Source organism: Serratia sp. 1D1416 (assembly GCF_003641105.1).
Classification (GTDB): Bacteria; Pseudomonadota; Gammaproteobacteria; order Enterobacterales; family Enterobacteriaceae; genus Serratia; species Serratia ficaria.
This window is the reverse complement of record NZ_CP032738.1, coordinates 4,015,790-4,038,751: the sequence shown is the minus strand read 5'-3', so window position 1 is coordinate 4,038,751 and position 22,962 is coordinate 4,015,790. Positions and strand designations below refer to the sequence as shown.

The 22,962-nt window shown below is 64.1% G+C and carries 19 protein-coding genes; 12 read left to right on the top strand and 7 right to left on the bottom strand.

Annotated elements, in window-relative coordinates; all coding sequences use genetic code 11:
• Positions 1-34 precede the first annotated feature (34 nt).
• From dcp to D7I37_RS19535, 6 genes are all read right to left on the bottom strand, one after another.
• Positions 35-2,236 (bottom strand): peptidyl-dipeptidase Dcp, encoded by a 2,202-nt coding sequence (gene dcp, locus D7I37_RS19560; RefSeq protein ID WP_129544196.1) that lies wholly within the window; start codon positions 2,234-2,236, stop codon positions 35-37.
• Between the two features lie 116 nt (positions 2,237-2,352).
• Entirely contained in the window at positions 2,353-3,141 is a 789-nt protein-coding gene (gene xdhC, locus D7I37_RS19555) for a xanthine dehydrogenase accessory protein XdhC (protein ID WP_061795644.1), read from the bottom strand.
• Positions 3,134-5,509 (bottom strand): xanthine dehydrogenase molybdopterin binding subunit, encoded by a 2,376-nt coding sequence (gene xdhB, locus D7I37_RS19550; protein WP_129544195.1) that lies wholly within the window; start codon positions 5,507-5,509, stop codon positions 3,134-3,136. The genes xdhC and xdhB overlap by 8 nt, the downstream gene beginning before the upstream one ends.
• Positions 5,496-6,932 carry a xanthine dehydrogenase small subunit gene (gene xdhA / locus D7I37_RS19545; RefSeq protein ID WP_061795642.1) on the bottom strand — a complete coding sequence of 479 codons (1,437 nt, stop codon included), beginning with the start codon at positions 6,930-6,932 and terminating at the stop codon, positions 5,496-5,498. Before xdhA ends, xdhB begins: the two co-directional genes overlap by 14 nt.
• The gene (guaD, locus tag D7I37_RS19540) at positions 6,929-8,260 is read right to left on the bottom strand and encodes a guanine deaminase (protein ID WP_129544194.1); all 1,332 of its coding nucleotides are present in this window, start codon (positions 8,258-8,260) and stop codon (positions 6,929-6,931) included. Before guaD ends, xdhA begins: the two co-directional genes overlap by 4 nt.
• Before the next feature lie 312 nt (positions 8,261-8,572).
• A complete protein-coding gene (locus D7I37_RS19535; protein ID WP_129544193.1) occupies positions 8,573-9,745 on the bottom strand; it encodes an ROK family transcriptional regulator in 1,173 nt (390 codons plus the stop codon).
• Between the two features lie 137 nt (positions 9,746-9,882).
• Here D7I37_RS19535 and D7I37_RS19530 point away from each other — a divergent pair, with 137 nt between their 5' ends.
• From D7I37_RS19530 to ydfG, 11 genes are all read left to right on the top strand, one after another.
• Positions 9,883-11,133 (top strand): extracellular solute-binding protein, encoded by a 1,251-nt coding sequence (locus D7I37_RS19530; protein ID WP_061795639.1) that lies wholly within the window; start codon positions 9,883-9,885, stop codon positions 11,131-11,133.
• Positions 11,134-11,142: 9 nt separating this feature from the next.
• Positions 11,143-12,051, top strand: a complete 909-nt coding sequence (locus D7I37_RS19525) for a carbohydrate ABC transporter permease (RefSeq protein WP_061795688.1) — start codon at positions 11,143-11,145, stop codon at positions 12,049-12,051.
• Positions 12,041-12,880 carry a carbohydrate ABC transporter permease gene (locus D7I37_RS19520; protein ID WP_061795638.1) on the top strand — a complete coding sequence of 280 codons (840 nt, stop codon included), beginning with the start codon at positions 12,041-12,043 and terminating at the stop codon, positions 12,878-12,880. Before D7I37_RS19525 ends, D7I37_RS19520 begins: the two co-directional genes overlap by 11 nt.
• A 21-nt stretch (positions 12,881-12,901) precedes the next feature.
• Entirely contained in the window at positions 12,902-13,855 is a 954-nt protein-coding gene (locus D7I37_RS19515) for a carbohydrate kinase family protein (protein WP_083950346.1), read from the top strand.
• The gene (locus D7I37_RS19510) at positions 13,855-14,934 is read left to right on the top strand and encodes an ABC transporter ATP-binding protein (protein WP_129544192.1); all 1,080 of its coding nucleotides are present in this window, start codon (positions 13,855-13,857) and stop codon (positions 14,932-14,934) included. The genes D7I37_RS19515 and D7I37_RS19510 overlap by 1 nt, the downstream gene beginning before the upstream one ends.
• Positions 14,935-15,058: 124 nt before the next feature.
• On the top strand, positions 15,059-15,547 hold the full coding sequence (gene fecI, locus D7I37_RS19505; protein WP_242502925.1) for a ferric citrate uptake sigma factor FecI: 489 nt from the start codon (positions 15,059-15,061) through the stop codon (positions 15,545-15,547).
• Positions 15,547-16,503 (top strand): ferric citrate uptake sigma factor regulator FecR, encoded by a 957-nt coding sequence (fecR, locus tag D7I37_RS19500; RefSeq protein WP_061795635.1) that lies wholly within the window; start codon positions 15,547-15,549, stop codon positions 16,501-16,503. The genes fecI and fecR overlap by 1 nt, the downstream gene beginning before the upstream one ends.
• Before the next feature lie 110 nt (positions 16,504-16,613).
• Positions 16,614-18,935 carry a TonB-dependent Fe(3+) dicitrate receptor FecA gene (fecA, locus tag D7I37_RS19495; protein WP_129544190.1) on the top strand — a complete coding sequence of 774 codons (2,322 nt, stop codon included), beginning with the start codon at positions 16,614-16,616 and terminating at the stop codon, positions 18,933-18,935.
• Positions 18,936-19,103: 168 nt separating this feature from the next.
• On the top strand, positions 19,104-20,552 hold the full coding sequence (locus D7I37_RS19490; RefSeq protein ID WP_061795633.1) for an MFS transporter: 1,449 nt from the start codon (positions 19,104-19,106) through the stop codon (positions 20,550-20,552).
• Between the two features lie 98 nt (positions 20,553-20,650).
• A complete protein-coding gene (locus D7I37_RS19485; RefSeq protein WP_061795632.1) occupies positions 20,651-21,172 on the top strand; it encodes a GNAT family N-acetyltransferase in 522 nt (173 codons plus the stop codon).
• A gap of 134 nt (positions 21,173-21,306) precedes the next feature.
• Positions 21,307-22,056 carry a bifunctional NADP-dependent 3-hydroxy acid dehydrogenase/3-hydroxypropionate dehydrogenase YdfG gene (gene ydfG / locus D7I37_RS19480; protein WP_061795631.1) on the top strand — a complete coding sequence of 250 codons (750 nt, stop codon included), beginning with the start codon at positions 21,307-21,309 and terminating at the stop codon, positions 22,054-22,056.
• 34 nt (positions 22,057-22,090) lie between these two features.
• Here the strand turns inward: ydfG and D7I37_RS19475 are convergent, their stop codons facing one another.
• Positions 22,091-22,417, bottom strand: a complete 327-nt coding sequence (locus tag D7I37_RS19475) for a YnfA family protein (protein ID WP_061795630.1) — start codon at positions 22,415-22,417, stop codon at positions 22,091-22,093.
• A gap of 149 nt (positions 22,418-22,566) precedes the next feature.
• Here D7I37_RS19475 and D7I37_RS19470 point away from each other — a divergent pair, with 149 nt between their 5' ends.
• On the top strand, positions 22,567-22,932 hold the full coding sequence (locus D7I37_RS19470; RefSeq protein ID WP_061795629.1) for a DUF1283 family protein: 366 nt from the start codon (positions 22,567-22,569) through the stop codon (positions 22,930-22,932).
• Positions 22,933-22,962: the final 30 nt, after the last annotated feature.

Sequence of the window (22,962 nt, the reverse complement as noted above, 5' to 3'; positions counted from 1 at the left end):
GCGGCGGCTCCGGTTTTGCGGCTATCGCAGGCGATTACTCGTCTTTCAGCCCGCGGTTGATCAGCATGGGTTCGATGCTCGGCTCTTTGCCGCGCCAGTCGACGTACAGCTTCTCCAGATCCTGGCTGTTGCCGCGCGACAGCACCATGTCGCGGAAGCGCTGGCCGTTTTCCGCCGTCAGGCCGCCGTGCTCGCTGAACCACTGGAAGGCGTCGTCCGCCAGCATTTCGGTCCACAGGTAGGCGTAGTAACCGGCGGCGTAGCCGTTGCCCCAGATATGCTGGAAGTAGCTGGAACGGTAACGCGGCGGCACATAGCTGAGGTCGACCTTGTCTTTCTGCAGCGACTCGGCTTCGAACTTGTCGACGTCCTGCTGCGGCTGGTCGGCGGTCAGCATATGCCAGTGCATGTCCAGCAAGGCGGCGGACAGCAGTTCGGTCATGTCATAGCCCTTGTTGAACTTGTCGGCCTTCTTGATTTTGTCGACCAGTGCCTGCGGCATCGCTTCGCCGGTTTGGTAATGCCTGGCGAAGTGCGCGAACACTTTCGGATCGCTGGCCCAGTGCTCGTTGAACTGCGACGGGAACTCGACGAAGTCGCGCGCGGTGTTGGTGCCGGACAGGCTCGGGTATTCCTGATCGGCGAACATGCCGTGCAGCGCATGGCCGAACTCGTGGAACAGGGTGATCACGTCGTCATAAGACAGCAGCGCGGGCTGGCCCGGCGCCGGCTTGGTGAAATTGGCGACGTTGTAAATCACCGGCCGGGTGCCGTTGAGCTTCGACTGATCGACGAAGTTGCTCATCCAGGCGCCGCCGCCCTTGTTGTCGCGCTTAAAGTAGTCGGTATAGAACAGCGCCAACGATTTGCCGTCTTTATCGAACACCTCATAAACCTTGACGTCCGGCTGATAAACCGGGATGTCCTTGCGCTGCTTGAAGCTGATGCCGTACAGCAGGTTGGCGGCGTAGAACACGCCGTTGTTCAGCACGTTATCCAGCTCGAAGTAAGGCTTGATCTGCGACTCATCCAGATCGTACCTGGCCTTGCGCACCTGCTCGGCGTAGAACTGCCAATCCCAGGCCTCGACCTTGAAGCCGCCTTTCTGCCGGTCGATCACCGCCTGAATGTCTTTGGCCTCGCGCCCGGCGCGCGCGGTGGCCGCCGGCACGATGTTGCGCATAAAGCTCAGCGCCGCATCCGGCGTTTTGGCCATCTGGTTTTGCAGTTTCCAGGCGGCGTAGTTCGGGAAACCCAGCAGCCTGGCCTGCTCGGCGCGCACCTTGGCCAGGCGAGAGATCGTCTGGCGAGTATCGTTGCCGTCGCCCTTTTCCGCCCGCGTCCAGGAGGCGTCGAACAGCGCCTTGCGCGTCTCGCGATCTTTCAGGCTCTGCAGGTCCGGCTGCTGGGTGGTGTTCTGCAATACCAGCAGCCACTGCTTGTCCAGCTTGCGTTCGCCGGCGGCCTGCGCCGCCGCGGCCAGTTCGCCCTCGGACAGCCCGGCGAGCTTAGCCTGGTCGGTGACCGCCAGCGCGCCGTTTTTGCTCGCCGCCAGCAGTTTGTTGGTGAATTGGGTGCTCAGCGTCGCCGCTTCCTGATTCAGCGCCTTCAGCTTGACCTTATCGGCATCGGACAGATTGGCGCCGGCCAGTTCGAAGTTCTTGTAAGTCACCTCCACCAGGCGGCGCGACTCCGCATCCAGCTTCAGCGCGTCGCGCTGCTGATAGATGGCCTTGATGCGCGCGAACAGTTTGCCGTTCAGCATGATATCGTCGTTCAGCGCCGCCAGCTTCGGCGAGCTTTCCTCATCCAGCTTTTGCAGCGCGTCGCTGGTGTTGGCCGAGGTCATGGCGCCGAACACGTTCATCACCCGCGTCAGCAGCGCGCCGGACTGCTCCAGCGCGATAAAGGTATTCTTGAAGTTGGGCCTGGCCGGGTTATTGGCGATTTTTTCCACCTCTTCCCGCTTTTGCCTGATGCCCGCGTCGATGGCCGGCGCATAGTCGCTTTCTTTGATCAGGTTGAACGGCGGCGCCTGGAACGGCAGGCGGCTCTGATAGAAGAACGGATTGGCGTTCTTTTTATTCTCGTGCTGATTGGCTTCACCGGTCACGTTAGCCTCCTTCGCCTGGCCGCTGGGCAGTGCGCTGTGGTCGGCGTGCGGGTGGGTTTCTGCCGCCTGAGCCTGCGTGCCCAGCGCCATGCCGATCGCCAGCACCAATGTCGATAAACGCATCAAATCGAAACTCCTCCATGTTCACAGAATAAGTTCGCGGGGAGCGGACGCCCCCGCCGAGTCACATCCTAGCTTAGGCGCAGTTATCAGTTTGAGCAAAAACAAGTGATTAGAAGTCAAACATCCGAGCCAGACCTTGATTTATGCCCATAGCAGGCCACAATCTCTCCGGCCACCGCCACCGCGATTTCCGCCGGCAGCTTGCCTTTTACGTCCGGCAGGCCGAGCGGGCAGCGCATGGCGGCGATCGCCGTTTCGCCGAGACCGCGCTGGGCAAGCTTATATTCGAAGCGTTTGCGCTTGGTCAACGAGCCGATCAGGCCGAAATAGCCGGCGTCGCCGCGCCGCAGGATGCGTTCCGCCAGCGCCAGATCCAGCGCGTGGTCGTGGGTCATCACGATGAAATAACCGCCCGCCGGCATGGCGTCGACCTCCTCGAGCGGATCTTCGCTGACGATGCGGCTGACCCCGGCGGGAATTTGCGCCGGGAATTGCTCCGCGCGGGCGTCTATCCAGCGCACCCGGCACGGCAGCGTGGCGAGAATGTTCACCAGCGCGCGCCCGACATGGCCGGCGCCGAACAGCGCAATCTGCGGGCGCGGCGGGATCAGCGGTTCGAACAGCACGCGGGTGGCGCCGCCGCAGCACTGGCCGAGCCGGGCCGCCAGCGGGAAACGCTCCAGCCGCAGGCGGCTGACGCCCTGCCGCAGCATGTCGCGCGCGATCGCCAGCGCCTGAAACTCCAGGTGGCCGCCGCCGATGGTATCGACCGCCCCTTCGGCGGTCACCAGCATTTTGGTGCCGCGGTTGCGCGGCGTGGAGCCAAGCTCATCCACCAGCGTGACCAGCACGCAGGGTTCGCCGCGTTGCCGCAGCGCGGCCAGCGCCTCAATCCATTCATCCATCGCCGTTCTCCCGCACCGCGGTCAGCATCTGCTGTACGCCCCACAGCACCCGTTCCGGCGTGGCCGGCGCGTCGATGGCGGGCTGCCGGCGATAGTCCGCCAGGCTGGCCACCGCGTCCTTGATGGCGCACCACACCGAGATGCCCAGCATAAACGGCGGTTCGCCCACCGCCTTGGAATGAAATACCGTGTCTTCCGGGTTTTGGCGGTTTTCCAGCAGCCGAACGCGCAAATCGGCCGGCACGTCGCCAATCGCCGGGATTTTGTAGCTGGCCGGGCCGTTGGTCAGCAGCTTGCCCTGCTCATCCCACACCAGCTCTTCGCTGGTCAGCCACCCCATGCCCTGCACAAAACCGCCCTCCACCTGGCCGATGTCGATCGCCGGGTTCAGCGAATCGCCGACGTCGTGCAGGATGTCGGCGCGCAGCAGCCGGTATTCGCCGGTCAGCGTGTCGATCACCACCTCCGCGCAGGCCGCGCCATAGGCGAAGTAGTAAAACGGATGGCCGCTGGCTTGGTCGCGATCGTAGAAAATTTTCGGCGTGCGGTAGTAACCGGTGCTGGCCAGCGAAACCTGATTGAAATAGGCCTGCTCGACCACCTGCTCAAAGCTGAAGTAGCGCTCGCCGACCCGCACCTGGCCATTGCTGAACGCCACCTGGTCGGCGCTGACGGCATGCTGTTTGACCAGCATGTCCACCAACCGCCGTTTGATGATCTGCGCGGCGTTTTCCGCCGCCTTGCCGTTCAGATCGGTGCCGGACGAGGCGGCGGTCGGCGAGGTATTGGGCACTTTGCCGGTGTCGGTGGCGGTGATCTGAATGCGCGCGATATCCACCTGAAACACCGCGGCGACAATCTGCGCCACCTTGGTGTTCAGCCCCTGGCCCATTTCGGTGCCGCCGTGGTTGAGCTGGATGCTGCCGTCGGTATACACCAGCACCAGCGCGCCGGCCTGGTTCAGGAAGCTGGCGGTAAAGGAAATGCCGAATTTGACCGGCGTCAGCGCCAGCCCTTTCTTCAGGATCGGGTTCTGCGCGTTGAAATCGCGGATCGCGGCGCGGCGCGCCCGATAGTCGGCGCTCTGCTCCAGCTCGGCGGTGATCTCCTGCAGCAGGTTTTGCTCCACCGGCTGATGGTAATGGGTGACGTTGCGCCGGTCTTTGCCGTAGTAATTGATTTTACGCACCGCCAGCGGATCGCGCGCCAGATAGCGGGCGATGCAATCCATGATTTCTTCGATGGCCATCATGCCCTGCGGCCCGCCGAAGCCGCGGTAGGCGGTGTTGGAGGCGATGTGGGTCTTGCAGCGGTGGCCGACGATCAGCACGTCCTGCAGAAAATAGGCGTTGTCGGCATGGAACATCGCGCGGTCGACGATCGAGCCCGAGAGATCGAGCGAGTAACCGCAGTTGCCCGCCAGATCGATTTTCACCCCGTTCAGCAGGCCCTCGTCGTTGAAACCGACGTCGTAGCGAATATAAAACGGGTGACGTTTGCCGGTGATCAGCATGTCGTCGCGGCGGTTGAGGCGCATTTTGACCGGCCGGCCGGTAAGATGCGCGACGACGGCACACAGGCAGGCCGGGCCGCCCGCCTGGGTCTCCTTGCCGCCAAAGCCGCCGCCCATGCGGCGCATGTCGACGGTCACCCGGTGCATCGGCAGATTGAGCACCGAGGCTACCAGCTTCTGGATTTCGGTCGGGTTTTGGGTCGATGAATAGACCAGCATGCCGCCGTCCTCGGTCGGCAGCACCGAGGCGATTTGGGTTTCCAGATAAAAGTGTTCCTGGCCCCCGACGTGCAGCTCGCCCTGCAGGCGGTGCTGCGCCTGCGCCAGCGCGGCATCGGCGTCGCCGCGCTGATGGCGGTGCGCTTCCTGTACCAGATAGCCTTCGCGCAATGACCGGGTGACGTCCAGCTGCGCCGGCAGATCCTGATACTCCACCCGGATCGCCTGTGCGGCGCGCCAGGCGATTTCCGGATCCTCGGCCGCCACCACCGCAATCACCTGGCCGAGGTACTCCACCTCATCTTTCGCCAGCAGCGGGTCGCCCTGGGTCAGCGGCGCGATATCCAGCTCGCCCGGTACGTCTCGCCAGGTAATGACCCGCACCACGCCGGGGAAAGCCGCACAGGCGGAAACGTCCAGTTTTTCGATCCGCGCATGCGCCCGCTCGCTCAGCTTCGCCGCCAGGTGCAGCTGATTGGGGAACTCCAGCCGATCGTCAATGTAGTGCGCCTCGCCGCTGACGTGTTTGTCGGCGCTTTCATGCTTGCGGCTGCGGCCTGCGCCGCTGCTCAAGCCCTGGTGGAAAAGCGCGGCCAGCTGTTGCTGGCTGTACTCGATGCGTTTAGCGTGGCTCATGGGCGGTCACCTCGATTGCCGTTTGCGGCGCCGTCAGCGCGATAAAATAGCGGCGCAGCAGGTTTTGCGCCACCAACAGCCGGTAAGCGCTGCTGGCGCGGAAATCGCTCAGCGGGGTGAAGTCCTGCGCCAAGGCCTGCGCCGCCAGCTCCACCGTGGCCCTGCGCCAGGGTTGGCCCACCAGCCGTTGTTCGCAGCGCAGCGCGCGCTGCGGCGTGGCCGCCATGCCGCCGAACGCCACCCGCGCCTCGCGCACCACCCCCTGTTCGATGGTCAGATTGAATGCGCCGCACACCGCGGAGATGTCATCCTCCCGCCGTTTGGACACTTTCCAGGCGCGGAAGTCCGCCGGCGCGTCGGCCGGCAGCGAGATGCTTTCGATAAATTCGCCGGGCTGCAGCGCGGTTTGCCGATAGCCGAGGAAGAACTGGCGCAGCGGCAGCGCGCGCCGCCGTTCGCCGCAGCGCAGCATCAGCTGCGCATCCAGCGCCAGCAGCAGCGGCGCGCCGTCGCCGATCGGCGAAGCGTTGGCGATATTGCCGCCCAGCGTGCCCTGATTGCGGATCTGCTGCGAGGCGAAGCGCGCCAGCAGCTCGCCAAAGGCCGGATGGTAACCCTCCAGCAGCGGGTACAGGTCGCTCAGCGTCGCCCCGGCGCCGATCGTCAGCCTGCCGTCCGCGCGCTGCGTCCGCTTCAGCTCGGCCACCTGGCCCAGCGCGATCAACAGCGGCAGATCCTGATGGCGCTGGGTGATTTCCAGCGCCAAATCGGTGCCGCCCGCCAGCAGTTTGGCCTGGGGGTGTTGCCGATACAGCGCCGCCAGCTCGTCGAGGGTCTGCGGCATCAGGCAGCGCTTGCCGGCCGCCTCCTGCGATTTGGCGGGCTCGATAGCCTGCAGCTGCCGCAGCGTCCGTTGCCGTTCCAGGTCGAAGCCGTCGGGGGTTTGCCGTTCACAGGCCTGCTGCGCCGCCGCCAAAATGGGGCGATAGCCGGTGCAGCGGCACAGGTTGCCGGCCAGCGCCTGCTGCGCCGCTTCGCGCCGATAATCGGCGCTATTTTTTTGCAGGCAGAACATCGACATTACGAAGCCCGGCGTACAAAACCCGCACTGCGAGCCGTGGCAGTCCACCATCGCCTGCTGCACGCCGTGCAGCCGGCCGTTTTGTTTCAAATCTTCCACGGTAATCAGCTGCCTGCCGTGCAGCGCGCTGACCAGCGTCAGGCAGGCGTTGACGCTGCGGTAGCGCAACTCGCCGTCATGCGGCTCCGCCAACACCACGGTGCAGGCGCCGCAGTCGCCCGAGGCGCAGCCTTCTTTGGTGCCGCAACGCCCCAGATCGCGGCGCAGGTAGTTGAGCAGCGTGGTGTTCGGGTCGAGCGCCGCCTCGCTTTTCAACCTGTTATTGAGCAGAAACCGGATCATGCCGCCTCCTCGCGCGCAGGCGCCTGATACACCACCTTGCCGTCGACGTAGGTGCGGTAAATGTTGCGGTCGTCCCCCAGCGTCATCAGCACGAACAGCTGGTCCGCCAGCGCGGGGCTGTTTTCATGCCGCAGCTTCTGCAACGCCGATACCGCCGGATCCAGCACCACGAAATCCGCCTCTTTGCCGGGGGTGAAATTGCCGATCTTGTCGTCCAGCGCCAGCGCCCGCGCACCGCCCAGGGTAGCGTGGTAAAACGCCTCGCAGGCGGAGAGCTTGTAACGCTGCAGCTGCCCCACTTTATAGGCCTCGCCCAGCGTCTGCAGCATGTTGAAGGTGGTGCCGGCGCCCACGTCGGTACCGATACCCAGCTTCACCCGCTTCTGCCAGGCCTTTTGCAGGTTGAACAGCCCGCTGCCGAGGAACAGGTTGGAGGTGGGGCAAAAGGCGATGGACGAGCGGGTTCGGCACAGGCAGTCCCACTCCTGTTCCTCCAGATGCAGGCAGTGGGCGAACACGCTTTTGCCGCCGGTCAGCCCGTAGCGGTGGTAAACGTCCAGGTAGCTGCGGCTTTCCGGAAACAGTGCTTTCACCCAGGCGATTTCATCGGGGTTCTCGCTCAGGTGGGTGTGCAGATACGCGTCCGGAAACTCTTCGCGCAGCCGCTGCACCTGCGCCAGCAAGGCCGGCGTGCTGGTCGGCGCGAAGCGCGGCGTAATGGCGTAGCTCAGGCGTTGCCTGCCGTGCCAGCGTTCGATCAGCGCCCGCGTTTGGCGGTAGCTCTGTTCCGGGGTCTCCAGCAGCGCCGGCGGCGCATGGCGATCCATCATCACCTTGCCGGCGATCAGGCGCATGTTCAGCGCCGCCGCCTGGCTGAACAGCGCCTCCACCGACTGCGGATGCACGGTGCCGAACACCAGCGCGGTGGTGGTGCCGTTGCTCAACAGCTGCCGCAGAAAGAAGGCGCTCATTTCACCGGCGTGTTTTTCGCAGGCAAAGCGGCTTTCCGTCGGGAAGGTGTAGTTTTTCAGCCACCCCAGCAGTTGGTCGCCATAAGCGCCTATCATTTCGGTTTGCGGATAATGAATGTGGCTGTCGACAAACCCCGGCACGATCAGCTTGTCGCGATAATCGGTCACCGCAAAACCCGGCGGCAACAGCGCCTCGCCCTGCCGCCAGCTGCCGTGCCAGACGATCGTCCCCTCGTTCAGCAACAGCAGGCCGTCGGGAATATGCCGCAGCTGCGCGTCCAGCCGCTGCGGTTCATCCACGCAGGCGGCGATATCGAAAAAATTGCCACGGATAGCCGTGGTGAATTGCATGCTCATTTGCCGTTCCTTTTCTGGCGACCAGCGCACAGCATCCGGCTGAGTGAGCTCAGCCCGACGAAATATGGCGGTCTTTTAACGATCGCAGGTGTTGATTCAAGAATAGCAAGCGGCGTGCCAGTTGGTTTTTTATTGTAATTTTTTTATTTAAAACAATGAGATATTAATTATTCGAAAAATATTGTCCGGCGAAAGAAATAAGAGAAATATAAGCAAACGGTTGCCTTGAAATAGCAACCGTTTGCTTAATTGGCTTAATCCGCGGGTTGCACCAATAATGGGCAGGAATAGCCCAACCGGAACAGAAAGCGGTTATTTCAATAACACTTCATAGCGCGGGTTGAATTCATCGAACAGCGGCAACGCCGCCGCCCCCAGCGCCGCCGTATCGGCGCCGGTGGTGCCCAGCCGCACCCGCAGGCCGTCGAGGTATTTGCTGCGCACCGAACGGTGCAGCGGCGTCAGCCGTTTAATCAGCTGCCCGACCAGGCTTTCCGGCATCAGGCCGCCGATAATCACCGCTTCGGCGTCGAACATGCATTCGATGATGTTGATCGCCTGCCGCAGCGGCGGCGCCGCCAGACCCAGCCAGGTATCGAGCTTTTCCTGCGGCAGCGCCAGCAGATCCTGCGGCATGGCGCGCATCGGATCCAGCCCGCAGCTCTCGTAGGCCGCCTGCAGCGAAACGTAACGCTCCAGGCAGCCCCGGTTGCCGCAGTAGCAGTCTTTGCCGCCCGGTTGCACAATCATGTGGCCGACCTCACCAGCATTGTGCGCATGGCCGGTGTAAATTCGCCCGTCGGTGAAGATCCCCGCCCCCAACCCGGTGCCGAGATACAAATAAATAAAGGAATTGAGCCGCTTGGCCACGCCGTGCAAACGCTCGCCGATGGCGGCGACGGTAGCGTCGTTTTCCAGCGTTACCGGCAGCCCGCTCTGCGCCGCCAGATCGGCCACCACGTCGGTATTCTCCCAGCCGTTGAGCGTGGTCGGCCCCACCGAGGAAATCCCCTCCACGCCAAACGGCCCCGGCATCACCACGCCGATGCCGAGCATTTTGCCCCACGCCAGATCCGGCTGCTGGCGCATTTCTTGCAGTACATCACAAATCAGTTTCAAGGTGGCGGCAGGCTGGGGCTTTTGCACCATAATCAGCCGGTGGAAGCGAACGCTGCCTGATAAATCGACGACGATGATCAACAGCGTCTGGTGATCCAGATGGATGCCGATGGAGTACGCGCTGTTCGGGTTCAGGGTCAGCGGCGTCGCCGGTTGGCCCCTTCCGCCGGCGCGGCGCGGCAGGTGCGAGGAGAGAATGCCGGCCCGTTCCAGCTCCGTCGCGATATTCGAAACGGTTTGCGGCGTCAGTGACGTCAGCCGGGCAATTTCGGCGCGGGTCAGCTCGCCGTGCAAACGAATAGCCTCTATCACTACGCGCCGGTTATGTGCGCGAGCATGTTCAAGGTTAGTGCCGGATGTCGTCATAACTGCCTATGCAGAAAGGGAAATCGTCTTAGCAGTATGGTGCCCTCCATTAAAGCAATCAAATTGATTTAAGTAACCGGCGCCTGGTTTGCCCAAGGGTTCCGGTTCAACGCTTGTTAACACCGGAGAACGCACGAATGAAAAGCCAACCCCTTGCCGCCACGGCGGTCTGTACCCTGTCCGCCCTGGCGTTCGGCGCTTCCTGCGCCAACGCCGCCCCGACGCGCATCAACGCGCTGTTCATGACCCAGGCGGCCTACAGCGAAAACGACATCCGCGCCATGACCGCGGACTTCAGCAAACAGCACCCGGATATCGCCGTTAATCTGGAGTTCGTGCCCTACGAAGCGCTGCACGATAAAATCGTCGCGGCGCGCGGCGCCGGCAGCAACGGCTACGACGTGGTGCTGTTCGACGCCATCTGGCCGGCCGAATTCACCAAATTCGGCCTGCTGCAGGACGTCACCTCGCGCATCAGCGCCGCCGACAGCGGCAAGATCTTCGACGGCGCCATGACCACCGTCACCTATAAGGACAAGCGCTGGGGCATGCCGTGGATCCTCGACACCAAATACCTGTATTACAACAAAGCGATGTTGGCCAAGGCCGGCATCAGCGCCCCGCCGAAAACCTGGCAGGAGCTGGCGCGGCAGGCGGAAATCCTCAAGCAGAAAAATCTGGTCAAGTACCCGCTGGTATGGAGCTGGTCGCAGGCCGAAGCGCTGATCTGCGACTACACCACGCTGGTGTCGGCCTTCAAGGGGCAGTTCGTTCAGCAGGGGAAAATCAGCTTCTCCTCCCCCGGCTCGCTGCAGGCGGTCAACTACATGAAAGACTCGCTGGACAAGGGACTGACCAACCCGAACTCGCGCGAATATCTGGAAGAGGACGTGCGCAAGGCCTTCTCCAACGGCGACGCCGCCTTCGCCCTCAACTGGACCTATATGTACAACATGGCCAACGATCCGAAACAGAGCAAAGTGGCCGGCGATGTCGGCATCGTTCCGGCGCCGGGATCGGTCGACGGCCAGGTCGCGGCGGTGAACGGATCGATGGGCCTCGGCATCGCCAAGGCCAGCGCCCATCCCGATCAGGCCTGGCAGTACATCAGCTACATGACCTCGCAGCCGGTGCAGGACAAATACGCCAGGCTGAGCCTGCCGATCTGGAAGTCTTCCTATGATGATCCGGCGGTGCAAAAAGGCCAGGAGCCGCTGATCGCCGCCGCCAAACAGGCGTTAAACGTGATGTTGTCACGCCCGGAAACCGCCGATTATTCAAGGATGTCCAACGGACTGCAGCAGAATCTGCAGCAGATCCTGCAGGGCAAGGTCACGCCGCAGGAAGGGCTGGACGCGGCGAGCGAAAGCGCCGCGCGGCTGCGTTGAGGAATGAGCATGCTCACACTGCCTCAACGTGAGCGGCGTCAGGCATGGGTGCTGCTGGCGCCCATGCTGCTGACGATGCTGCTGCTGACCGCCTGGCCGCTGTGCCGCACCCTGTGGCTGAGCTTTACCGACGCCGCGCTGGTCGGCGACGGCGTGGCGCCCGCCTGGGTCGGCGCGGACAACTTTCTGTATGCCCTGACCGACCCGGACTTTCGCGCCGCGCTGTGGCGCACGCTGTATTTCACCCTGGTGTCGGTGGCGTTCGAAGGCGTCATCGGCGTGCTGGTGGCGCTGCTGCTCAACCAACAGTTTCACGGCCGCAACCTGCTGCGGGCGCTGGTGATTTTGCCCTGGGCGCTGCCGACCATCGTCAACGCCACGATGTGGCGGCTGAACTTCAATCCGGACTACGGCAGCATCAACGCCCTGCTGACCCAGCTGGGGCTGATCGGCCAGTATCGCAGCTGGCTCGGCGATCCGGCCTCGGCGCTGAACGCGGTCATGCTGGCGGACATCTGGAAGAACTACCCGCTGATCACCCTGCTGACGCTGGCGGCGCTGCAGTCGATCCCGGACGATCTGCATGAAGCGGCGCGGCTGGACGGCGCCTCGGCCTGGCGGCGATTCCGCGCCATCACCCTGCCCGCCATCCTGGCGCCGCTGGCGGTGGCGCTGGTGTTGCGCACCATCGACGCCTTCAAGGTGTTCGACATCGTTTACGTGATGACGCGCGGCGGCCCGATGGACAGCACCAAAACCCTCGGCTTCTTCGTCTATCAGGAGTCGTTCAGCTACCTGCGCGCCGGCAGCGGCGCCGCCTACGCGGTGCTGATGACCTTGCTGTGCGGCCTGCTGATCGCCCTGTACCTGCTGATGCTGTTCCGCCAGCGCGGAAGGAGCCTGAATGATGAAGCGTAATATTCGGCGGCTGTTGCGTTACGGCGCCGCGCTGCTGCTGGCGGCGTCGATTCTGGCGCCGATGCTGTGGCTGTTTCTGATGAGCGTCAGTTCATCCGCCGATTTGGCCCGGGTGCCGCTGGAATGGCTGCCGCGCCGCTGGGATTTCTCGCGCTATCTCAGCCTGCTGTCGCTGCAGCCCGGCCAACCCGGCGCGCTGTTTCTGCATGCGCTGTTCAACAGCCTGCTGGTGGCCTGCGGCGCCACGCTGATCTCGCTGCTGCTGGCGATCCCGGCGGCGTTCGGCTTTTCGCGTTACCCGGGGCGCGACGCTTGGCTGTTCGCCAGCCTGGCGATTTACATGGTGCCGCAGGTGGCCTTCGTGCTGCCGCTGTACTTTATCCTGCAGCAGCTGGCGCTGCTCAATACCCATCTCGGGTTGGTGCTGGTCTACTGTTCGCTGATCCTGCCGTTTCTCACCTGGATGCTGAAGAACCAGTTCGACGCCCTGCCGATCGATATCGAACAGGCGGCGCGGCTGGATGGCTTGCGCCAGTGGCAGGTGCTGCTGCGCATTACCCTGCCGCTGGCCAAGCCGGCGCTGGGCGCTTCGGCGCTGTTCGGCTGGCTGCTGGCCTGGGACGAATTTTTCTACGCGCTGCTGTTTACCAGCAATATTCAGGCGCAGACGCTGCCGGTGACCATCGCCGGTTTTACCGCCGGGCGCGCCACCGACGACGGGCTGATCGCCGCGGTCGGCATTTTGGCCGCCGTTCCGCCGCTGTTTATCGCCCTGTGGCTGCAAAAGACGCTGGTCAGCGGGTTGACCAGCGGCGGCAGCAAAGGCTGATTTCAAAGGGAGAATTTTCGCATGATGAATACCAATACCAGACCCACGCTGTACGTGGTCGGCAATATCAACGTCGACGTGATCATGAGCACCCTGCAGCAGTGGCCGCAGAAAGGCACCGAAGCGATGCTCGACCGCAGCGAGCTGCGCCCGGGCGGTTCGGCCGGCAACTGCGCGCTGGCGCTGGCGGCGCTGGAAACGCCCTTTCGGCTGGTGGCCAATCAGGGCAACGATTACTTCAGCCCCTGGCTGGCGCAGCTTTTTCCGGACAGCTCGCCGTACTGGCCGACCTACAGCTGCGAAACCTCGCTGACCTTCGGCGTGACCCACCCGGACAACGAACGCACCTTCTTCAGCAATCAGGGGCATATCACCCGCCTGAGCCAGGACGACGTGCTGCACCAAATCCCGCTGTTCGCCGGCGGCGGCGACACCGTGCTGCTGTGCGGCACCTTCCTGTGCACCGCCTTGCTGGCGGACTACCCGGCGCTGCTGCACACCCTGCGCCAGCGCGGCTATCGCATTGCGGTCGACACCGGCTGGCCGCCGCAGGGCTGGAGCGAACCGCTGCGCGCGCAGATCGCCGACTGGCTGCCGTTTTGCGATATTTTGCTGCTCAATGAGGTGGAAACCTGCGGCATGGCGGGCAGCGAAGACCTGTACACCGCCGCCCGCACGCTCAACCGCCGACAGCCGGCCGACGCCGCCTGCGTGGTGAAATGCGGCGCGGACGGCGCCCGCCTGTGGTGCGGTGAGCGGCAGCTGCAGGCCGCGGCGCACCCGATCGCCGTGGTGGACACCATCGGCGCCGGCGACAGCTTCAACGCCGGCTTCCTGACCGCCTGCCTGCACGGCCACTCCGCCGCCGTGGCGCTGCGCTGGGGCATCCGCGCCGCCAGCCACGCCATCAGCAGCTCGCCGCGCCAGTATCTGGACTGGCAGACCCTGAAAACCTGCGCCGGGGAGATGATCTGATGGCAAGCGTAGAACTGGTGCAAGTGGCCAAACGCTATGGCCGGCAGCGGGTGCTGAACCCGATCGACCTGACCATTCCGGACGGCAGCTTTACCGTGTTGGTCGGCCCCTCCGGCTGCGGTAAATCGACCCTGCTGCGGCTGCTGGCCGGGCTGGACAGCCTGTCCGGCGGCGCTATCCTGCTGGATAATCAGAAGATCAACGACCTGGATCCGGCCGATCGCGATATCGCCATGGTGTTCCAGAGCTATGCGCTGTACCCGCACCTGACGGTGGCGGAAAACCTGGCGTTTCACATGCGGGTGATGAAGGTCGCCAGGGCCGAACAGCAGAGCAAGGTGCTGCAGGCGGCGCGCATTCTGGCGATCGAGCCGCTGCTGCAGCGCTACCCGCGCGAGTTGTCCGGCGGCCAGCGCCAGCGGGTGGCGATGGGCCGCGCCATGGTGCGCAACCCGAAGGTGTTTCTGTTCGACGAACCGCTGTCCAACCTCGACGCCCAGCTGCGCATGGAGCTGCGCGCCGAAATCAAGGCGCTGCACCAGCAGTTCCATACCACCACGGTGTACGTCACGCACGATCAAATCGAAGCGATGACGCTGGCTGACCAGATCGTGGTGATGAAGGACGGCGACATCGTGCAGCAAGGCAAACCGCTGGCGATCTACGATGCCCCCGCCGACACCTTCGTGGCGCGCTTTATCGGTTCGCCGCCGATGAACCTGCTGGAGGGCGTGGTCGCCGCGCGCGATGGCCGGCACGGCGTGAGCTGCGGCGAGCTGTGGCTGCCGCTGCCGGACAAATGGCGACGGGCGGCGCCGGGCAGCCGGGTGATCCTCGGGCTGCGCCCGCATGACTTTCGTCTGGCGGACGGCGGCGAAGCGCCGGCGGCCGAGCTGCGCCTGATGGAGGTGACGGGCGACGTCAGCCTGCTGCACCTCGACTGGGGCGGTTTCCGGCTGCACGTGCAGCTGGCCGGGCGAATCGAGGCGGCGGCCGGCCAGCCGCTGTGGCTGGCGCCCCGGATTGACGCCGTCCACCTGTTCGACGCCGCCAGCGGCAAGCGGCTGAACGAAAGCTGAAGGTCTGCGCGCCAGGGAAGGCACTCGACTTGAAACGATAACCATTCTCAATTATCATCCGCGCATCTTTCCTGACCAGCAACGCGAAAATCATGTCTGCCACCGCCTCAGCCCCCATGACGCCCTGTCGCGTCTTTACGCCACCCATCACGCCTGGCTGCAGGGATGGTTGCGCCGCCGGCTGGGGTGTGCCTTCGACGCCGACGATCTGGCGCAGGACACCTTCCTGCGCATTCTGAAGAGCGATGCGGCCGCCGCGATCCGCGAGCCAAAAGATTTTCTGGTCACCGTCGCCAAGCGGGTGATGGTCGATTTCTTCCGCCGCAAGACGCTGGAACGCGCCTACCTGGAGATGCTGGCGCTGATCCCGGCAGCCTATGCCCCGTCGCCGGAGCAGCGGCAATGCCTGCTGGAAAGCCTGCAGCAGATCGACAGCATGCTCGACGGCCTGGGGCCAAAGGTGAAACAGGCTTTTTTGCTGTCGCAGCTGGAAGGCCTGGGCTACGCCGAGATCGCCCTGCGGCTCGGCGTTTCCGTCAGCTCGGTCAAAAAATACATGGCCAGGGCCACTGAACACTGCCTGCTGTTCAGCCTCGAAAACGCCGCACCTTGATGAGCCACCCGATCACCCCCGAACAGCGCCAGGCGCTGAAAACGGCCGCCCAGTGGTTCGCCCTGCTGTGCGACGAAAACGTCACCGCGCGCCAGCGGCGGCAGTGGCAGGCCTGGCACCAGCAGCACGAGGTTCACCGCTGGGCCTGGCAGCGCGTCGAGGCGTTGCAAAGCCAGCTGCGGGGCGTACCGGGCAAATTCGGCTATCGCACGCTCGATCAGGCCGGCAAACAGGCGGCTCTGGATCGCCGCACCCTGCTGAAAAGCCTGCTGCTGTTGCTCGGCGTGGGCGGCGGCTGGCTGGGTTACCAGTCGCCGCTGGGCCGCGAGCTGCGGGCCGACTACCGCACCGCCACCGGCGAGATCAAACCGGTGGTGCTCAGCGACGGCACGCGGATGGTGCTGAACACCGCCAGCGCGGTCGACGTGCATTACGATGCGCAGCAACGGCTGATCCGTCTGCACGCCGGCGAAATCAGCCTGATTACCGGCCGCGACGCCCGGCCGCTGTGGGTAGCAAGCCCGCAGGGCGCAATGCGCGCGCTCGGCACCCATTTTCTGGTGCGCGAAAGCGGCGGCGAAACGCGGCTGACGGTGCTGGAGCATGCGGTCGAAGCCCAGCTGGCGCAGCGGCCGCAGGAGAAGCGCCTGATTGACGCCGGTGAACAGGTTAGCTTCAGCGCCGGGGCCTTCGCTGCGAAACAGCCCGCGGCGGCAAGCGACGATTGGACCCGCGGGGTGCTCAGCGTCAGCCAGTGGCGGCTGGATCGGGTGGTTGCCGAACTGGCACGCTACCGCCGCGGCCGCCTGAGCTGCGATCCGGCGGTCGCCGGCCTGCGCGTCAGCGGCAGCTTCCCGCTCAACGACACCGATCGCGCCCTGGCCCTGCTCGGCCAGACGCTGCCGGTGCGCCTGCAAAGCTTCACCCGCTACTGGCTGCAAATCGTCCCCGCCTGAATTTTTCAAATGAAAATGATAAAAAATCGCATTCTTGATTGTCCCTTGCCGTTTTTCATCCGACTCCAGATAAAACACCGCAGCAATAATTAAAATGATGAGGAGAAGGTATGCACCACTTTTGGGGAAAACGGGTTACACCTTTGGCGATCGCCGTCGGGCTGGCGTTCGCCTCGCCGTCGATGGCCGCCAGCGCCGCCGCGGCTTATCGCATCCCGGCCGGTGAGCTGGATGGCGCGCTGAACGCCTTCGCCGCCCAGGCCGGCATTGCGCTGTCGGTCGACGGCGCGCTGACCGCCGGCAAACGCTCGCCGGGGCTGAGCGGCAACTACGGCGTCGACGACGGCCTGAATGCGCTGTTGGCCGGCAGCGGCCTGCAGGCCAGGGCGCTCGGCAATCGGGGTTACACGCTGGTCACGCTGCCCGCGCCGCAGAAAAAAGAAGAAGAGGTTACCGTGGTCGGCGACTGGCTGGCGGAGGGCCGCCAGATTGACGTGTTCGAACACCCCGGCGCCCGCGACGTAGTGCGCCGCGAAACCTTCGCCAAAACCGGCGCCACCACCCTGCGCGAAGCCCTGAACCGCGTGCCGGGCGTGGTGGCGCCGGAAAATAACGGCACCGGCAGCCACGACATGGCGCTGAACTTCGGCATTCGCGGCCTCAACCCGCGGCTGGCCAGCCGCTCGACGGTGCTGATGGACGGCATCCCGGTGCCCTTCGCGCCCTACGGCCAGCCGCAGCTGTCGCTGGCGCCGGTCTCGCTCGGCAATATGGACGCGATCGACGTGGTGCGCGGCGGCGGCGCGGTGCGCTATGGGCCGCAAAGCGTCGGCGGCGTGGTTAACTTCGTCACCCGCGCCATTCCGCAAACCTTCGGCATCGAGGCCGGCATGCAGGGCCAGCTCAGCCCGACCTCCCGCCAGGATCACCCGAAAGGCACCGGCAACCTGATGATCGGCGGCACCGCCGACAACGGCCTCGGCGCCGCGCTGCTCTACTCCGGCACCCGCGGCAGCGACTGGCGCGAGCACAGCGCCACCAAGATCGACGACGTGATGCTGAAAAGCCGCTACGCGCCCAACCAGGTGCACAGCTTCAACAGCCTGCTGCAATACTACCAGGGCGAAGCGGAGATGCCGGGCGGCCTGAGCCGGGCAGACTACGACGCCAACCCGTTCCAGTCGACCCGCCCGTACGACAAGTTCTGGGGCCGCCGCCAGCTGGCGAACTTCGGCTATCAGTATCAGCCTGACCAGCAGCATAAATTCGACGTGCAGAGCTTCTATACCTATACCCTGCGCAGCGGCTATCTGGATCAGGGCAAGAACCTGACGCTGTCGCCGCGCGAATACTGGGTACGCGGCGTGGAACCGCGCTACAGCCAAAGCTTCCGCTGGGGATCCTCCGCGCATGAGGTCGGCGTAGGCTACCGCTACGTCAGCGAATCCACCCACGAGCTGCGTTACTACAGCAAGGCCAGCGGCGGCAAACTGCCCACCGGCAGCAGCCCGTACGACCGCGATACCCAGTCCGGCACCGAGGCGCACGCGTTCTATATCGATGACCGCATCGATATCGGCGACTGGACCATTACGCCGGGCATGCGCTACGAGCACATCCGGTCGTATCAGAACAACTACATCAAAAACAATCGGCTGGACGTCAGCTATAACGCCCCCCTGCCGGCGCTTAACGTGATGTATCACCTGAACGAATACTGGAACCTGTACGCCAACACCGAAGGCTCGTTCGGCACGGTGCAATACAGCCAGATCGGCAAGGCGGTGGACAGCGGCAACATCGAACCGGAAAAAGCGCGCACCTGGGAACTGGGCACCCGCTACGCCGGCGACGCGCTGACCGGCGAGATCGGGCTGTTCCTGATCAACTTCAACAACCAGTACGACGCCAACCAGGTCACCGACAGCGTCACCGCGCGCGGCAAGACCCGCCACGCCGGGCTGGAGGGCAGCCTGCGCTATGACCTGTCGCCGCTGACGCCGCGGCTGGCAGACATGACGATTTACGCCAGCTACGCCTACGTGAACGCCACCATCCGCGAGGACGGCGCCTACAAGGGCAACCAGGTGCCGTTCTCGCCGAAGCACAAAGGCACCCTGGGGCTGGACTATACCCCGGGCAACTGGGCGTTTAACCTCAACGGCGAGTTCCAGTCCAGCCAGTTCGCCGACAACGCCAACACCGTGGCGGAAAGCGCCGACGGCAGCACCGGCCGCATTCCGGGCTATATGCTGTGGGGCCTGCGCGCCGCCTATGACTTCGGCCCGGAAATGGCCGGCCTCAATCTGGGCGTTGGCGTGAAAAACCTGTTTGACCAGCGCTACTTCACCCGCGCCTACGACGACAACAACAAAGGCCTGTACGTCGGCCAGCCGCGCACTGTCTATCTGCAGGGCTCGGTGAAGTTCTAACCCCGCCGGCGGGCGCAGGCCCTGCGCCCGCCAATTATCACTTGATTAACATCTTTTTAACCCGTCGCCGATGCGCTATGCTCGAAAACTCCTCCGGCGTCAGCTTTTTTGAAACGGGATTTCTTTTATGCCTGCAATTTGCCTGCGTTCCGCCACGAGCGTGCCGTTATGAGCGTGTTTTCCCGCGCCAGCGCGCTGCCGCTGCTGGTGGCCGGCGCCATGTTTATGGAAAACCTCGACGGCACGGTGATCGTCACCGCCATGCCGCAGATGGCGGCTTCGTTCGGCGTGCAGCCGGTAGACATGAATATCGGCATCACCGCCTATATTCTGGCGCTGACGGTGTTCATTCCGGCCAGCGGCTGGATCGCCAACCGCTTCGGCGCCCGCACGGTGTTTTCCGTCGCGGTGGCCATCTTCACCCTCGCCTCGGTCCTGTGCGCCCTCAGCCCCAGCCTGCCGCTGTTCACCGCCGCGCGCATCCTGCAGGGGATCGCCGGGGCGCTGATGGTGCCGGTCGGGCGACTGATCGTGCTGCGCAACGCCGCCAAGCAGGATCTGATCAAGGCCATCGCCACCATCACCTGGCCGGCGCTGGTGGCGCCGATCCTCGGCCCGCCGGTCGGCGGCTTCATTACCACCTACGCCTCCTGGCATTGGATCTTCATCCTCAACGTGCCGCTCGGGGTGGTCGCGCTGATCCTGGCAGGAAGGCTGATCCCGCGCGAAACCGCGCAGCAGAGCGCGCCGTTCGATATCCCCGGCTTTGTGTTGACCGGCGTCGCCTGTTTCGGCCTGATGTTCGGGCTGGATCTGATCAGCCATCCGCAGCTTTCCTGGCTGGTGCCGGTGCTGTGCGTCGGCGGCAGCCTGGCGCTGGGCCTGTTGGCGGTGCGTCACGCCAAACGCAGCCCGCACCCGCTGGTCGAGCTGTGGGCGATGCGCATAAAAAGTTACGCCGTCACCATATGGGGCGGCACGCTGTTCCGCATCGCCATCGGCGCGGTGCCCTTCCTGCTGCCGCTGATGTTCCAGCTGGCGTTCGGCCTCAACGCCTTCGATGCCGGGCTGCTGGTACTGGCGGTGTTTGCCGGCAATCTGGCGATGAAACCCTTTACCTCCGCGGTGCTGTTCCGCTTCCCGTTCCGCACCATCCTGGTGGGCAACGGGCTGCTGAATGCCGCCACCATTTTCGCCTGCGCCTTGCTGACGCCGCAGACCCCGACCTGGCTGATTCTGGCGCTGTTGTTCGTCAGCGGCCTGACGCGTTCGATGCAGTTTACCGCCCTCAATACCCTGGCGTTTTCCGAAGTGCCGCAGCCGCGGATGAACGGCGCCAACACGCTGTTCAATATGGCGCAGCAGCTGGGCGGCGGCCTGAGCATCGCCATCGGCGCGCTGGCGCTGCGGCTGGCGGAGATGCTGTTTCCCGGCCGCAGCGCCGCCGTGCCGCTGGCCGATTTCCAGCTGGCGTTCGTGGCGATCGGCGTCGTCGCCCTGCTGGCGGTGGTGGACAGCTTTACGCTCAACCGCGACGCCGGCAGTGAAATCCGCCGGAAAAAAACCGCTACGCCGGCGCAGCGCGGCAATGCGTCGCCGCCCCTGCAGCAAAAATAAGTCGCATCTGCCGCCAATCCACGTAGTATCGACGATCCGCCTCATTTTTCCGGGGGCGGATTTTTGCCGTTTCAGGCCTGAAAAGCGAGGTAATAATAATGAATCACAGTGACCTTTCTCAGTGCCGCGTTGACACCGACCGTTTGTTGATTGCCCCTTTCACCGCAGCAGACGCCGACGATGTTTACCAGGCGATTACCCCTACGTTGACGCGCTTTATGAATTTTGAGCCGGAAGAGTCGCCGGAAGCGTTCGCCAACGTCTGGCAAGGTTGGCTGCCGCTGATCCGCGAAGGCGAGGAAGCGATGTTTATCGCCCGCCTGCGCGACGGCAAAGGGTTCGTCGGCATGGGCGGCGTGCACAATCTGCACAGCGCTACGCCGGAGCTGGGCATCTGGGTGAAAGAAAGCCTGCATGGCCAGGGCTATGGCCGGGAAATCGTGCAGGCGATGGCCCTGTGGGCCAGCGAACGCTACCGGCCGCAGCATTTCCTCTATCCGGTGGCCGAGCAGAATGCCCCCAGCCGGCGCATCGCGGAGTCTTTGGGCGGCGTCGTCGCCGGCCGCCGCGAAAACATCAAGTACGACTGCGTGGTGTACCACCTGCCCCCACAGCTGTAACCCCCGCTAACGGGCCGCTTCGCCGGCCCGGTTTTCGCCTTTTTCTCTTTCCGCCGCGATAACCGCTGCCACTGCGTGTGGGTTTATGCTAATGATATGCGGATGTAGGGTAAAAACAGTTGAGGAACAGCAACATGATCATTTTTGTCACCGGCGCCACCTCCGGTTTCGGCGAAGCTATCGCGCGCCGTTTCATTCATGAAGGCCACCAGGTCATTGCCGCCGGCCGCCGTATCGAACGTTTGGAAGCGTTGCAGGATGAGCTGGGCGAAGCGCTGCATATCGTGCGGCTGGACGTGCGCAACCGCGCCGCCATTCAGCAAGCGATTGAGGCGCTGCCGGCCGCGCTGCGCCAGATCGACGTGCTGGTCAACAACGCCGGGTTGGCGCTGGGGCTGGAACCGGCGCACAAGGCCAACGCCGACGACTGGGAAACCATGATAGACACCAACACCAAAGGGCTGGTGAACATGACCCGCGCCCTGCTGCCCGCCATGGTGGAACGCAATCTCGGCCACGTGATCAACATCGGCTCCACCGCCGCCAACTGGCCGTACGCCGGCGGCAACGTTTACGGCGCCACCAAGGCGTTCGTCAAGCAGTTCAGCCTCGGCCTGCGCGCCGACCTGCACGGCACGCGCATCCGCGTGACCGACATCGAGCCGGGCCTGGTGGGCGGCACCGAGTTCTCCAACGTGCGCTTCAAGGGCGACGGTGGCAAGGTCGGCAAGACCTACGAAGGCGCGGACGCGCTGACGCCGGAGGATATCGCCGAGTCGGTATTCTGGGTGGCGACCCTGCCGGCGCGCGTCAACATCAACACGCTGGAAATGATGCCGGTCAGCCAGTCGTTCGCCGGCTTGAGCATTCACCGCGAGTCCTGATCCCGTGCGGCGGGGGCGACCCCGCCGCCTTGGCTCAGGCGGCGCGCCAGCCGGCAACGATAATCAGCATCCCCGCCAGCGCCACCCCGGCGCCGAGCCAGTCCAGCGCCGACAGCTTCACCCCGTCCACCACCCGCAGCCACAGCAACGCCGTCGCCACGTACACGCCGCCATAGGCCGCATAGACGCGCCCGCTGGCCGCCGGATGCAGGGTCAACAGCCAGACGAACAGCATCAGGCTGGCCGCCGCCGGCAGCAGCAGCCAGGCGCCGGCGCCCTTCTTCAACCACAGGTAGGGCAAGAAACAGCCGACTATTTCGGCCAGAGCGGTAGCGAAAAACAGCAGCGTGGTTTTTAACATCGGGAACGGTTTTCTCTCGGTAAATTAAACGAAACGGCGCTTAACTGGTGCAGCCCAAAGGCACGGTGGTATATTGTCCAGTACGCCTGCGGGCGAGGTAACGCCGGTGTCGCCATCATCAGGCCACACTAACTTATAAGGATGAAACGATGAAAACACTTTCGACCCAACGACTGCTGCGCGGCATGCTGCCGATCGCCCTGCTGGCGCTGATCGGCGCCTGGCAGGCCCCGGCGCTGGCCGCCACCTGCACCCAGGGCAGCACCTGCGTCACCGTCGACGGCAAAAACGGCGCGATGAGCACGGAAGAAGCGCGGCAGAGCAAAGAGCAGTGGAATGATACCAAATCCCTGCGCCACAAGGTTAACACCCGCGTGGAGAAAGAGTTCGACAAGGTCGACCGCGCGGCCGACGACGAAGATCGCTGCAACGACAGTTCCAACGTCAATGCCTATTGGGAGCCGGGTACCCGCAAATGTCTGGATCGCCAAACCGGGCGTCGGATTAATCCTTAATCCGCCGGCGGCCGGCCGCGAGCGTTAAAC